9 protein-coding genes, 2 pseudogenes and 1 other annotated feature are annotated in these 14386 nt (G+C 52.9%); of the genes and pseudogenes, 9 read left to right on the forward strand and 2 right to left on the reverse strand.

Annotation, left to right across the window (positions count from 1 at the left end):
- The first annotated feature begins 79 nt into the window (after positions 1–79).
- From WH265_RS09320 to WH265_RS09350, 7 genes are all read left to right on the forward strand, one after another.
- A complete protein-coding gene (locus tag WH265_RS09320) occupies positions 80–1351 on the forward strand; it encodes a hypothetical protein (protein WP_339558067.1) in 1272 nt (423 codons plus the stop codon).
- Positions 1352–1831: 480 nt separating this feature from the next.
- Positions 1832–2020 carry a hypothetical protein gene (locus WH265_RS09325; protein ID WP_339558068.1) on the forward strand — a complete coding sequence of 63 codons (189 nt, stop codon included), beginning with the start codon at positions 1832–1834 and terminating at the stop codon, positions 2018–2020.
- A gap of 557 nt (positions 2021–2577) precedes the next feature.
- Positions 2578–4599: a DUF5979 domain-containing protein gene (locus WH265_RS09330; protein ID WP_339558069.1), complete on the forward strand. Its 2022-nt coding sequence runs from the start codon at positions 2578–2580 to the stop codon at positions 4597–4599.
- Positions 4600–5399: 800 nt separating this feature from the next.
- On the forward strand, positions 5400–9011 hold the full coding sequence (locus WH265_RS09335; RefSeq protein ID WP_339558070.1) for a hypothetical protein: 3612 nt from the start codon (positions 5400–5402) through the stop codon (positions 9009–9011).
- Positions 9012–9027: 16 nt separating this feature from the next.
- Positions 9028–9453: a hypothetical protein gene (locus WH265_RS09340; protein WP_339558071.1), complete on the forward strand. Its 426-nt coding sequence runs from the start codon at positions 9028–9030 to the stop codon at positions 9451–9453.
- 13 nt (positions 9454–9466) lie between these two features.
- Positions 9467–10555, forward strand: coding sequence for an RHS repeat-associated core domain-containing protein (locus WH265_RS09345; protein ID WP_339558072.1), 1089 nt, complete (start codon positions 9467–9469; stop codon positions 10553–10555).
- Positions 10548–10928 carry a hypothetical protein gene (locus tag WH265_RS09350; protein ID WP_339558073.1) on the forward strand — a complete coding sequence of 127 codons (381 nt, stop codon included), beginning with the start codon at positions 10548–10550 and terminating at the stop codon, positions 10926–10928. Before WH265_RS09345 ends, WH265_RS09350 begins: the two co-directional genes overlap by 8 nt.
- 406 nt (positions 10929–11334) lie before the next feature.
- Here WH265_RS09350 and WH265_RS09355 read toward each other — a convergent pair whose 3' ends face one another.
- Entirely contained in the window at positions 11335–11655 is a 321-nt protein-coding gene (locus WH265_RS09355) for an NUDIX domain-containing protein (RefSeq protein WP_339558074.1), read from the reverse strand.
- 20 nt (positions 11656–11675) lie between these two features.
- Between WH265_RS09355 and WH265_RS09360 the strand changes: the two are divergent.
- Positions 11676–12358 (forward strand): annotated as a pseudogene (locus WH265_RS09360) (IS3 family transposase); the annotation flags it as partial.
- Positions 11954–12070: a sequence feature (AL1L pseudoknot), on the forward strand. (Overlaps the previous pseudogene by 117 nt.)
- Positions 12350–12481 (forward strand): annotated as a pseudogene (locus tag WH265_RS09365) (ATP-binding protein); the annotation flags it as partial. The pseudogenes WH265_RS09360 and WH265_RS09365, both read left to right, overlap by 9 nt.
- Positions 12482–13520: 1039 nt before the next feature.
- On the opposite strand, the gene WH265_RS09370 reads toward WH265_RS09365, so the two are convergent.
- Positions 13521–14366, reverse strand: coding sequence for a hypothetical protein (locus tag WH265_RS09370; protein WP_339558075.1), 846 nt, complete (start codon positions 14364–14366; stop codon positions 13521–13523).
- Positions 14367–14386 lie beyond the last annotated feature (20 nt).

Raw genomic sequence — 14386 nt, forward strand, 5'->3', positions numbered from 1 at the left:
GAAGCCATTTAGCTTTTCAACTTGTAGGCTCTTATCGTGCAGATGCGGTCAGGCATATCAGGCACATTGCAGTGTTCCGGTGGATCCACGAATTTGGAAGAGCCTCTATGTGGATAGAGTTGATCCAGATGTTCTGATGTGGATGGGCTCTTTGGCCAAGCATGGGTTACAAGGCAAGCCAGGCAAACGCGCAAGCTCCAAACAGGTGCAAGAGATTGCTGAATTCATCGAGCTTGGATCGGCTGCGGCAGTGGAATGGCCAAAGGAATTTCATGCTCTTCTCAGCCGCATCCGTATCCCACAGACAGGTGCCAACATTGCACTTGCAAGCAGCGCATTTCCAGCATTCGCTAAGCGGATTCGCTCAATCCGTGATGCCGATTGGAGAGCCAGAATCGAGATCGAATTTCTTGCCTATATAAGGAACACGCAGGGGCAAGAAAGTGCCCTTCTTTCCAGACAAATCAGATCTACGAGCAATGCAAAACTGATTGCTGGGAGGCACGGACTCTCCGTGGACCGTATCAAACGGGTAGCTTCGCAAAATGCGTTACCCGTGCGCGTAACGGAAGGAGGCCGAAAGCGGTACGTCATTGCGCCTGAAATCGAGGAGCGAATGATTAAAGAGCTTGGTGACGAAGTGTCGACCAAGCATGCGTCAGCCGTCCTAGGCCTGCACCCTACGCGCATCACTGCTCTACGCTCAGCGCAAGAATTGTCTGCGTTGGGACGAGGGATTAGGCTTGCCTCAATTCGCATATTCAAGGATCAGATACTGGCGTTGGCGACACTAGTCGAGTCGCGATCAGATCGATGGGTGTCCTTGAGCAAAGCCCTCAAGGCGTGTATACCTCGCACGATGACTGCTGAATTTTTCCAAGCGATCAAGACACGCCAGATTGAGGTGAAGTGCACCACCCATCTGCCTTCTCAGACACTTGGTGAAGGGCTACTAATCCTACCCGACCAGGTACTTGCATGGCTCGCCACCCGGCGTACGGTACAACGATGCTCAGACCTCAAGCTCGACATCACTCATGTAGCCAAGGCGCTTGGTGTCAAGCCGGATGTGGTGCGCTCGCTTGTTCTCAAGGGCTTCCTCACTCCCATAGATACTCGTGCCAACGCGCGGGCGCCGCAGTATTTCCATCGGCGGGACATTGATCGGTTTCAAGAGGCGTTCACCAGCCTCAAGTCATTGGCTGCAGAGGCTGGCATTGCCCCCAAGCAAGCGCCCTCTTGGGCTCGCCACGTTGGTTACGAGGTCGTAAGCGGCCCCACTATAGATGGTTGCCGACAGTATTTCGTACGTAAAGCGGAGATCCGAAAGACCGCACGTCTGGCGTCATAGCAACACCCATCGCGAGCATGGGCGCAACAGCTTGCCCACGCTCTTGATTCAGATTACCATTAGCCTAGAGCGCGCTTGAGCCTCCTCGCTCTCTAAACATATGATGAGGTCCGCGTAGCACCGCCCATGGTCGGCTTGTAAAGAGCAAATAGTGGGAAGGTTAGGCAGCGGCTAACCATTTGGACAATTAAATTGCGCGCCAATTTTTTGTCTGAGACCGGGTTGCGAGTTTCTGAACTCTTGTCCGGGATGTGTAAGCGCCAGGCGACTCTGCTCTCCTGAACGCGACTTGAAAGCCAGATCCGTTGATCTGGCTTTCGCCTTTGAGGCCCACGTTACTACAATGTAGAAGCGGTGATCCGCGCTACTGTAATGTTCAGATTCCTCGATAGGATGGATGATCCCACTTGGCCGGACCATCTAACGTATCTGCTGCGTCACTTCAATGCGGACTTGCGGTCAACAATAGGATAGACAACTATGACCCCGAACAGCCTACCCAAGATCCCTCAGCAAGACCCAACTGCTGCTGGCGAGGACGCCCGCTATGAACTCGACGACGGCCCCCTAAGCGAGGCGCAAATCCAAGCCATCCAGAAGTTAGCCGACCAGCAAGCGTTTACTGGAGCGACTATCCGCAAAACTAGCCTTCTGCCAATCGAACTATAGGCTCCTAGCCTTGGGGAAGATCTCGTGAAGACGTCATGGAACGGATCGGCGAGCCCGTGTTTGTGCACTGGTATAGGCTTTTGCTAAGCGGCCCGTTGGAGTGAAGATTCCAGCAGCCACTGCAGCCTCGAAGGCCTCTTTACCTTTCAGCGCCTTTACTACGTAGCTACCACGCGGCATTTTTTGCCTTGCGGCATGAACCAACTTAGCTGCATTGGGTTCCACAACTTGCTCTACCTCATGCTTATTGGAAGTAGATGCACGCGTTGCCGTGCGGCGCTTTCGAGGTTTAGGCTGCGATGACATGGGATCACTATGACACAACTGGATTCTAGTGCCGATGCAAATTTGATCAGCCAAGCCACAAAGGGGGATGCGGACAAAAACTTGGACTGGTTTTATGCTGCAACTCCGCTGCGCCCCGCATAGATTCATCCCACAAAGCATACATCTTGATTGCATAAATCAACAACGAAGGTGTCTCGCGTCTACTCCCCTGTCAAATCTATCAATACTTTGCTATAAATCCGCTACATAAATATTTAATGAGGGTTACCATGCAATCTTGGTCTACTGTGTTCCGGCTAACGTCGCTGGTGTTTTTGACTGGAGCAGCATCGATCGCTGCAGCACAGGTGCCCAAGGTGCTGATCATTGGCGATGCATATGTGTTGTCAGGCACCTTTTTCGGTCAAACCTATGCAAACGGTGCCTATAACGAAATGGTGGCAGCGGTCACTGCATTGGGCGGCTCTGCGGCAGATGTCACGCAAAAAAACTTTGATATCACAGGCGCTGGCGGCAACCCCACAACGATCACGGCCAGCGATTTCATTCCACCCGGTGGCGGACAATACGACATTGTGGTGATGACCGCTGTTTATGGCGGCTTCAATGCTGCTAGCGTGACCGCAATGCAGTCCGCGATTCAGACCCGTGCAGCCAATGCCTTCTTCCTGTATCCCGATCAGTGTTCGGCATGCGCACCTAACATTGACCAGATCACCAGTCCCATCATCAATGCGGCAACTGGTTGGGGCATTTCAAGAGGCGTCCTGTTCAACGACAGTTCGCAAGGAGCTGGGCCTGGCAGCGTCGTTCTCAACAGCGCCACGCCCCTGGCAAGCTCGTTTACCTCACTCAACCCCATGACGGTGCTCGATTATCGAGCACTAAACAATGTACCCGCGTACAACGTGCTGTACATGCCGCCGCAAACTGCCTCGCCCGGCGACCCATCGCCTCGCCCCCCAATCACGATGCCCACCCCAGCGGACGTCGCCAACAACACCCGTATCAACAATGTCTCGGCCCTGATCGTGCCCCGGGCACAGTCCTTCAGCGGCAATGGCGCCTGCATCTTCACGATCAGTGATGTCAATCCACTGGCCCTGCCAGGAAATCCACCCGTAGGCAGGCTGGGCTCGATCATGGTCAACGCCGCCGTATCCCCTACCGGCTCCTGCGCCGCGCAATCGGGCAGTATTGCGATCAGCAAGACACTCGCATCGCTTCCCGCACAGGCTCCCGTGGCCTGGCCATTGAACTTCCAGTTCACGGTCACCTGTGACAAACCTGCGGCAGGCACCAACTATGCCGTTCCCCCGCTGGCATTCAGTGCGGACGGCACACAAACCACCACCGTCACAGACATCCCTGCGGGTGCCAACTGCAGCGTTTCAGAACAGGCCCCGACCGCCATCTCGGGCTTCCGTTGGGAAATCGCTCCTGCTGCCCCCATTAACGTAGCAATCTCCGAAGGTGCCCAATCTCCTGCTGCGTTCACCAATACCCTGGTGCCGACGACCGGCAGCATCGCCATCACTAAGACCCTGGCTCCGCTGCCAGCGGGCGCGCCAGTGACCTGGCCGCAGAACTTCAACTTCACCGCCACCTGCAACCTGCCGACGGCAGGGTCCACCTATACGGCCACTGCCAGCTTCAATTCCGCCGGCAGCCAGACTGCCACCATCGCCAATGTACCGGAGGGTGCCCTCTGCAGTCTGAGCGAAACACAGCCCGCCGCTCCGGCCGCACATACCTGGGATGCTGCAGCGTTCTCTCCTGCAAGCGTTACGGTGGCCGCTGGTCAGACTGTCAGCAGTGCCATCACTAACCGCCTGCAGACAATTCCTCCAGCGCTGGGCACTGCCCTCATCACCAAGACCCTGGCACCACTGCCAGCCGGAGCACCAGTGACATGGCCCCTCTCGTTCAACTTCACGGCCACCTGCGACAAGCCTGCGGCAAACACGCCCTACACCACAAGTCTCAGCTTCACTGCTGCCGGCAGCCAGACCGCCACCCTGGCCAACATTCCGGCCGGCTCTAATTGCACGCTAAGTGAAGCGATGCCCGGTGCACCGTCTGGCTACACATGGGACGCGCCTGCTTTTGCTCCTGCAACGATCAGCGTGGCAGGTGGGCAATCGGTGAGCACGGCGATCACCAATACCTTGAGAGCCAATGCAGTAGCCGCAGAGGCAGTGCCGAGCAATACAGCGGCAGGCTTGGCGGCAATGGCAGCGCTGCTTGCCGCTTTGGGTATTCGTCAACGCCGTCAGGCCGCTCGCGCCTAACCGATTTATGTAAACCCGGATTAAAGTCTAGAGATCACTCCATCAAATTTAGGACATGCCGCCCTTGTGCCGTAGCACCGGGGCGGCTCTTTTATTTCTGGCTACAGACATGGGATGCGCACTCGCGCATTCAGCTCGATTCAATCATCTGGCGCGTTTGCCGCACTGCAGAGCTGGAGTTGTGCAACAACGCCTTCGCTGTACGCGGTCGGCCAGCTGCCAGCAAACGCAGAATCGCCAACAGATGTACCCGAGCGGCCATTGCGACAGCTCCAGAGCCCTTTAAGTTGATTTGCACATAAGCATGCCCCTCCGCATGCCCTTTGTGGTTTAGCCGATCAGATTTGCCTCGGCACTAACAAGAAATTGACCGTTTCCCTGAACTCCAAATGGTTGTGGCCCACTCTCCCAAGCATTAAATAGTTCTGTCTTATGCAACAGCATCTTTCGGATGTATCTATTTGAAATCTTGTTCCATGGTTGGACGTTTCGCTGCCGTGCGTGATTTATCTAATTTCTGCAGCGGCTCATCTGCAATCTTCTTACGTAATCCTATAAATGAACTGAGCGCTCACTTATCAAATTGCGTTTCCCCGAAAAAAGGTGTGAGATTTGCTTATTCATGATCTAAATCAATCAATAGAAAATAACTCATAGGGTTACTGACTATTGACCATGGATTTTGATTAGCAAGAATTAGAGTGATGCTTCTTGCATTTTTATGCAAGGCGCTAAGGCTTTAATGGGTAAGGGCAACTGAAAACCGCCTAAGCCGTTAACTATCCGTATCAGGAGATTCAATGCAGCAGTTTTATAGACGCTCAACATCAAAATTTTCGAGGTCTCGGCCTATGACAAGTAGAGGGCCGATCTCTGCAGCAATCGCTGGCCTTGCCGCACTCGTAGCGGCTACTGGTGCTCATGCACAAACCGATGAAACTAGCCTCCCCAGTATTCCTGATTATTTTGAGGAAAAAGCTGCATCGCTGGGCGGCTCTGTATCTCAAGCGCCTAATGAGACGATCAGTACATTCACGGGAAAACTCAGCTACAACGTCACGGATATCTTCATTCCTGGTAACGGAGGAATGGATCTGGTTGTTGGGCGTAGCTACAACAGTATTGATGATCCCATGGCGACTATCGCCACCTGGAGTGACTACGAGTACAGCCCGGCAGGTCTTGGCTGGACCATGCACATGGGTCGTGTGATACGTGGGACGAACAAAGCCCTTTGCTCATCTTCATGGACAGTGGCTTCTGCCAATCCAGTGCTGGAGCTGCCCGATGGCAGCAGACAAGTTTTCTACGAGCAACCTTTCGTGGACAACAACGCCTGGATGACCAAGGATTTTTGGCGGGCGCAGTGTGTGGGCGGTACGTTTACCGTTTATTCACCAGACGGGCGAAGCTACCGCATGACCAAGGTGGGCCACTCCTTTGGAGCAGTCGCTAGCAAACAAACAGCCTATTATCCAGAGCGTATTACAGACAGAAACGGCAACTGGTTCGATTTGAGCTACCAGTTTTTGGGCAATGGCGTTCTGGCGATGAGCCAGGTGGCTACGAGCGATGGTCGGTCGGTTAACTTCGAGTACACCGACTCCAAGCTTTCCAAGATCGTAGATGTTAACAATTCACGGGAGTGGAAATACACCGTCAGTGCTGGCTCGGGCTCGCGCAACTACCTCACCAATGTCAAGAGACCAGATGGGCAGTCTTGGAAGTACAGCTATAGCGCAACTCCCGGTGTCGGCTCGCTTAGCCGGGTGACCTATCCGGGCGGTGGCAGCATTGACTATGCATACACCCATGTGGATTTTCTGGCGGGCACTCCGCGCCACCGTCAAAGCACCGTAGTAGCCAGTAAAACATCCAAAACTGATGCAGCGGGGACGTTATCAGGGACTTGGACTTACGCGTACGAAGTAGCCAGCGATGAATTGCCAGTAACCACCAGCAGTGGCCAAGTCAGTCATTCGTATGGTGTGCCACCAGCCGTACGCAGCCAAGTCAATGTAACCACAGTTACCGATCCAAAAGGAAATGCCACCGAGCACTACCACATGGGGTATCACTCGGTTCGGCAATCACCTACTGCTGTAGGCGTCTACATGGGGAGCAGTAGCAGCGTAGAGAATGTGCTACTCGGCTACCAGGATTTTATTATCTCAAGCCAGATAGACGTCGTAAGCCAAAATTACACGACCAATAGTTTTAATCCGACTGCGCGTGTTTTAAGGCTGAATAATCACTATCGCGCAGGGGAAAACTTCTACATAACCAAGTCCAATTTTGATGGCTACGGAAATCCAGGTACCGTTGTTGAGAAGGCCACCAACAATTCTGACCGAACCTATACGCGTACCACTTCTCTTACCTACGATATCAATACCAGTAAATGGCTGCTGCACCAAGTGGCCAGCCAGAAGGTATCGGGTGAGGGTCAAATGCATTTGACGACCTGGCTGCGCGATAGCAATGGCAATGTACTGTCTGAGACTGCTGCCGGTGTCATGAGCACGGCCACCTACCACCCCACAGGGGATCTGGCCAGCAAAACAAACGCGCTTGGACAGGCAACCAGCTATAGCAACTACTTCAGAGGCATTGCACAAAAGGAAGAGCAACCCGAAAGCGTGACCATCTTGCGCACGGTCGACAACGCAGGCAATGTCACCTCGGAAACCAACGGGCGCGGTAAAACCACCTCCTATACCTATGACAACTTAAACCGTGTGACATCGATCGCGCACCCGGTCGGCGCGGTCACTTCGGTAGCTTGGACGCCGACTACGCGTACCGTGCAGCGCGGCGCTATGACAGATGTCGTGACCATGGATGGGCTGGGCCGAACCGTGCGCAGGCAAGTGAGCGCTCCCGGTGAAACCTCTGTGTGGGTCAACTACACGCGCAATATTCTGGGGGAACTGGTCCATCAGTCTTACCCCAATAGCCTCATGGGCACAGGGTATGACTACGATGCATTGGGCCGTGTTGTTGCGACGCTCACACAAACGAATGCTGGAGCAAACTCCGGAGCCAATATTCAATGGACCATGTATGGAGGTTTGCGCATATTTAACCAAGACAACGTAGGACGTGCGTCATCTGATTTTTATAGGGCTTACGGAGATCCAGATAAGCGTGAGCGTGTCAGGCTTGCAGCAGGAGAGGCAGCTGCGGGCAACAGTTTGATTGTGAAGGCGGATGTCTCTACGCCCCGAAATCTGTTGGGCCAGATCACTTCGGTGAGTATGGGCGGGAAAACGCGTACTTATGTGTACAACAACCAATATTTCTTAGCTTCGAAAACTGATCCGGAAATTGGCATTACCAACTTTGGACGTGATGCCATTGGCAAAATGACCAGCAAGTCTGTGGGCACTGGCCCGGCCACCACGTACACCTATGACAACCGCAATCGCATTAAAAGCATCAGCTACCCTTCCTCGGAAGACAGCGCTGTACCCAATGCGGCAGGCGTCATCCATGCCTATGACAAAAATGACAATCTGCTGAGCTCCGTAAATGGTAGTGTTAGCCGCAGCTATACCTACGACGACAACGACAAACTGTCTTCAGAGAGCTTGGCCGTTGCAGGCACCAGCCAAACGTTGCAATACGCATATGACACGAATGAAGCGTTGTCCTCTATGACCTACCCTTCAGGTAATCAGGTGAAATACCAACCAGATGCCTTTGGGAGAGCTCGGGCAGTGTTACCGTACATCAGTACCATTAAATATCACCCCAATGGAGTTGCCAGCGAGATTAATTATGCAAATGGCACTATATCAATCACTGGTTTGTATGACAATCAGCTTCCAAGGGAAATAAAGTATGCAAAAGGCACTGCCAAAATTATTAATTACTATAATTCCTATGATGCTGCGGCTCGGCTGAGCGGAATTCAAGATACGTTAGGCTTAGGGTATTATCGAGTATATAACTATGACAAACTAGATCGTGTTATATATGAAAAGACAAACAAAGGTGAACGAAAATATGCGTATGATAATGTGGGAAATTTAACATCCCTTCAGACACCCACAGGTCTCAACACGTACGCCTACGATGCTGCAACAGGTACTCTTGACGGAGTGACCGGGGAACTCTACCGTTCTTTTGACTACGATCAGGCCGGAAACGTTACCTCTAATGGCTATAACACCTTCGGCCATGACCGGGCGAATAACATGCGCTGTGTCGATTGCGGAACCGCCGCCCAAAAGCTGCAGAACTATGACGCCTCCAATATGCGCGTTCAGACGCTCGACAGCAATGGAAGCACCTTGTATATGCACAGCAAGCAAGGTTTGCTGATGCAGACACTCGACGCTAACACCCGTAAAGAGCATATTTACTTGGGCGACCGTCTCGTGGCAGAACGACGTATCAACGTCAACTGATAAGCAAGGACTAAAAATGTTTTATATAAATCAACTGCAGACATGCCTTGCGCTTCATAAAGTCATTCGTGCTATGTTAATGGGCTTCACCTGTGCTTTGACCATGAGCGTACACGCTCAAAATATATATTCAGCGACAAGCACTGCATCGCCCAGTGATTCCAATGTTTATCCATCAACTATCACACAAGAAGCGCATTCCCTGCAAGCTTCTGAAGTGATTTCAATGCCGGAATTCATCTATGAACCTGTGTCCGAGCAGGCGAAAATTGCAGCTCAGCCTGACCAAGTCATTTATCAACGCCGCAAGCTGAAAGAGCAGCCAGCAAGTAGTGATATGACTATCACGACGACAGGAGCGTGCCCAACCGTGCCGGTTAGTAAAGAAAAGGCAATGGAGTTGGCTGTTACCGATGAACTGCTGTGCGTACCGGTGCAGTGAGAGGGAGTTCAAAATGAGCTTAAATGATCGAAAACAGAATAGTCGTCACAACTCCTATTTCGAGGCTTACCCCTTGATGAAGCTGTTCCCTGTAGCTCTACATTGGCTAAAAGCCAAGCGCTCGGCTGGACTAGCAGCATCGTCACAGGCCCTGGTCTCTGTGTTCATCATGGGAGTGCTGCTGCTTGCTGGGGCTCCTACCCGAGCCGACACGGTTACCTATATCCATAGTGACTTCAGCGGTAGTCCCCTGGCAGCTACGGATGAGTCTGGCAACTTGCTGTGGAGAGAGTCGTACTACGCGTATGGCCAGAAGACGCAGTGGCAGCCCGCTGCTGATGAACAGTCGCAATGGTTCCATGGCAAAGAGCAGGATGCCGACACAGGCATGCAGTACTTTGGGGCTCGATACTATGATCCTAGTATTGGCCGTTTCCTAGGGATGGATCCCGTTGATTACCAAGATGGGAATATTCATAGCTTCAATCGCTATGCTTATGGTAATAACAATCCTGGGAAATATAAAGACCCCGATGGGCGCAACCCACTCTTGATTGTTCCATTGGTCTGGATGGGCGGTGGAGCGATGGTAGAAGGGACGACCAATGCAGTTGCGCAATGGCTCCTAAACCGAAATGTGCAATGGACGGGTCTGGGTGGAGTTTTTGATGCGGCGAGCGAAGGTGCTATCCTGGGGCCTGTACTGGGTGCAATCAGTGCTCGAACAGGTGCCGTCAGCAAAACTGCCGAAGCAGCTGCAGACGCTGCGCGTGCAGCTGGCAGGACAAAAGGAGCTGCTTCAGAGCTCCGAATCGGAGATAGAGTTTTTACAGATGTGAGCACTGGCGGTGCTTCACGGACACTACATCCTGATGTTAACGCAGCTTTGGATAAAGTACCTAAAAACAAGCGAGCTCCTTGGCATGGTTACTGTGCGGAGATGGGTTGTCTCAGTCAATCACTTGATGCAGGTGTCAATCCGGAAGGTGGAACCAGCCGGGCTGTGAACATCGGATCTTCAGGGCGAGGTCATGGGACGCCAAAGCAAACTTGTCCAAGTTGTAGAAATGTACTCGATCAATTTGGAGTAAATCATGATTAATAGAGATGAGTTGGAGGATGTATTGTCTCGAGTCGCCAAGCTTGGTGATAGCCAAAAGGTGCATGTGCAATTGGTGGTATTTATGTTGCGAAGCCTCGCAAGGATTCGTCATCTGTTGCCAGGAATTGGTCTCCAATCATTGCAAATGGCGGAGAGATATTGGTTGCAAAAGGTCGGTTCTCCCGAGGATCTCGAAAATGCACGCGTCGCATGTTGGGATTATTTGGAAAATACTGGTGCAAGTGTGGGCAGTGAAACGAAAGAACAAGCTGCCATGAGAGCTGTAATTTGTGTTTTATATGCGGAGCCAGATGCGGATGATTTTTCTGTAGATACGGTGCGATGGTTTGCGGATTTGATGGATCGCATTTGAAGTCTTTCAAATGATCTGCCAACTTTTACCAAGGGTTAATTTTCTTACTTACCACGTGAAAATTAATCTATATTGCAATTGGCAATCGGTTATTCTAATAAAATTCGGTCAAAGTTATTTTTATTTAATTGATTTAAATGGAAAAATCAGAAGCTGAATCGGAGGCGGTTTCATCAAATTCGGTGAAGGGTTCGGAAAACAGAATTCAACACACTATAAGTGGAAAAAATTCTTAGAATTCTTTGACTTTCAATACAGGCAGGATTATTCACTTTGTCTTGAAAATCCGCGTGTCCGTGGTTCGATTCCGCGCCAGGCCACCAAACGCATTCTGAAGCCCATCCTCTGTGATGGGCTTTTTTGCGTCTGGGCCTGCCTTTTGGCCTGTGCGATGCGGGACCGCTTGTCAATGCGAGCAGCGCCTGCTTGAGACCTGCAGGGTAGAGCGCAGCGCCGCCACATCAAACCAGCGCGCCGTGTAACAGGTGCCGCTGTTTTCGCGTAAGCGGATGTGGTTCGGGTGTGCGAAGAGCGTTGCATCAAACACCACATTGGCGATGAGCAGCACCTCATGGCCAGATGCACCACGGTGCGTGTACAGGTTCTCCATCACCAGGGGTGGGCCCTGAACCTCCACCTCAACACCCAGCTCTTCCTGAAACTCACGCTGGAGCGCTTCTTGCCAGCGCTCACCAAATGAATCACCCTGGGTTTGGAGGAGGCTCAACACTCTGAGAGGATTGAGCCATGACGAAGTCAAACAAGTTTTCACCTGAGGTCTGCGAGCGTGGCGTACGCATGGTGCAAGAGCACCGAGGCGAGTACCCATAGCTGTGGGCAGCCATCGAGTCCATCGCGCCCAACATTGGCTCCGTGCCGCAGTCCTTGAACGAATGGGTCAAACGCGTCGAGGTCGATGCCGGCGTGCGTGAGGGAGTCACGACTAGTGAGGCACAGCGGGTCAACGAACTGGAACGCGAGATCAAAGAACTAAGACGGGCCAACGAGATATTGAAGTTGCCCAGCGCGTTTTTCGCACAGGCGGAGCTCGACCGCCGGTTGAAGTCTTGTAGGATTTCATCGACAAACATCGCGATGCGTACGGGGTCGAGCCAGTCTGCAAGCTCTTGCAGGTCGCCCCGTCAGCGTATCGGCGCCATGCCGCCTTGGTGCGTGAACCTCACAAGCGTTGCGCAGGGGCTCGCCGAGATGATGCCCTGGTCCCTGAGATTCAACGTGTAAAGCGGGCCAACATGCAGGTCTATGGCGTCGAAAAGGTCTGGCGGCAACTGGCTCGCGAAGGCGTGGCAGTGGTCCGTTGTACTGTCGAACGGTTGATGCGCAGGCTGGGGCTGCGCGGTGTGATGCCAGGCAAGGTCGTGCGCACCACCGTCAGCGATGCCAAGGCGCCATGTCCGTTCGACCGGCTCACGCATCACTGTCATATTCTGGAGACTGGCAATGATAGCTTTCGCTTCAAGAACAGCTCCGCACAGCAACCACCAACTACCGTGAAGAAGGAGAGGACCAGCAGAACTCTAGCCTCATCGTGAGCCAACAACTCACGAATCAGAGTGGGTCAAGATTGGATGGAAATGGTGGGTCAGGTTTGCATGGAAATCAACAGTCCAGAGACGACTTGACCATCTAGCTGGACAAAGACATGTAGTGGTTGGCTCTGCCAAGTCGGTGTGCCTGGGGTGGCAAAACCTTACTGGCTTGCTGTAGGTTCTCATTGATCTTGCAAATTCGTGTCCTTGTAGATCAAGGAGATTTGCAGAATCAGTGAGAACGGTTGATACAGCCAGTCTCACACTCTTGCAAAGATCCTACCGACCACGCCAGCAGTGATCTGCGGACGGAACTTACTCGATGGCAGCTTGCGACTGTGGATTCAACCGATAGCCGCCATCCTACCTTCGAATTGACCAGGCGCACCAGCAGCCTCACGGGCCGGCGACACGCTAAAAGCAGCCCTGCCCCCCCTCGGTCTGAGCTTAAAGCGCCCCGAGTTCAAACTTCAGTGAGAAAAATTCAAAACTCACGGAGAACCGACACCTGACAGTCGGTTCCCCATTTGCATGCAGTGAGAAAATTTGCAAGATCAATGAGAACCGACGCTTGCGAATCGCAGTCGCATTCAATATGGCGCAAAGTAGGTCAGTCGCAGGCGCTTTGACCAAAGGGAACCTACCCTCATGGCACCTCACATCTATGTCCTTGAATTAGTTCGCAACAAGTCGCGGGCTCTGCGACACCCTACGTGTTCGTAGGGCGCCGTATTGTTTGCGACTCGCGACACAATTTTGCGACTGGATGCCACAAACCAAACGACTCACCTACCTTTAGGCGTTAAATGAAGACGCTTGGCATAGCCAGCAAAAAGAGCCCGGATTTTTCCGGGCTCTTTTTTATACCTTCTTCTATGGAAAATTTGCAGTGATTGCTGCCATCTATGATCTCATTGCACTATTTCGCTCACAACCGCATAGCGGTCATTCGCGCACGGATGTTCGAGATGGCTCTGTGACGGCTTTCAACTCTTGATGGGCATGTTTTCGTACCCCAAGCGGTGAGCGTTGGAGGGCGAGGTCAGGCCTTTCGCGCGAGCACCTCAAACTCGTGGTGAATTTCGGCTGGATTCGATGTGTTGCGCAGGCCCGTGCTGAATCGCGCGACGGCATGAAGAAAACCCATGTGGTCAGTAACCCTGTAGAAGCCTGATTCTGGCTCCGGCCTTCCAAGACTTGGCGGCAAGGCCTCATCCCATCCCTCTTCGGCCGCTGGCCATGGCCGCAGGGCATAGTCGCCCTTCTTGTGCGGGTACAGAACCCATTTACTGCCATCGCCAAAGGCGTAGCAGAAGAAGCTGCCGTTCAATTTCACCTCCTGCGCCCAAGGTGGAGAGGGTGACGCCACAGGACCATCAGGCTCTTGGTGCTGCGTGAAAACGCGCGGTACAGGCTCTTGGATCACTCTGCTGGCAAATGCCGCTCTCAAAGCTCGAAGCTTTTCCCGTGGATCGAAGGCAACAGTAGATCTTGCAGCCAGGCGTTGGGCTTCCCGGCGACGCTCTTCCATTTGGGCAGCGAGTCGTCTTTGCTCCTGCGCCAGCGCCTGCTCCCGGATAAGGCGCTGACGCTCTTCCTCCTCAAACCGCGCCAGCAAAAGATCTGTATTGGTATCCAGCAGCTCGCGCTCCTCGGTAGTAAGAGGTCGACCAGATCCACCGAAGTTGAACTGGGGCTGTCCCAGAGCTTTGGCGCTTCCATAGCGGCGCTCAAAGCATGTGCGGCCCAGCACCATCAGGACTCCGCCCTCGCGCACGATATGGATTGCCGCGTGCACCCCATGGCCACAACCAGGGTTCTGGCAGCGAACCCGCTCGTTTTCAGGTACACGAACAATCCCCAAGAGCTTTGAACCCATTGTTTGCATCTAGAACACCTCCGCTTTTT

Source organism: Comamonas sp. MYb396 (genome assembly GCF_037479555.1).
In the GTDB taxonomy this organism is placed as follows: domain Bacteria; phylum Pseudomonadota; class Gammaproteobacteria; order Burkholderiales; family Burkholderiaceae_C; genus Comamonas.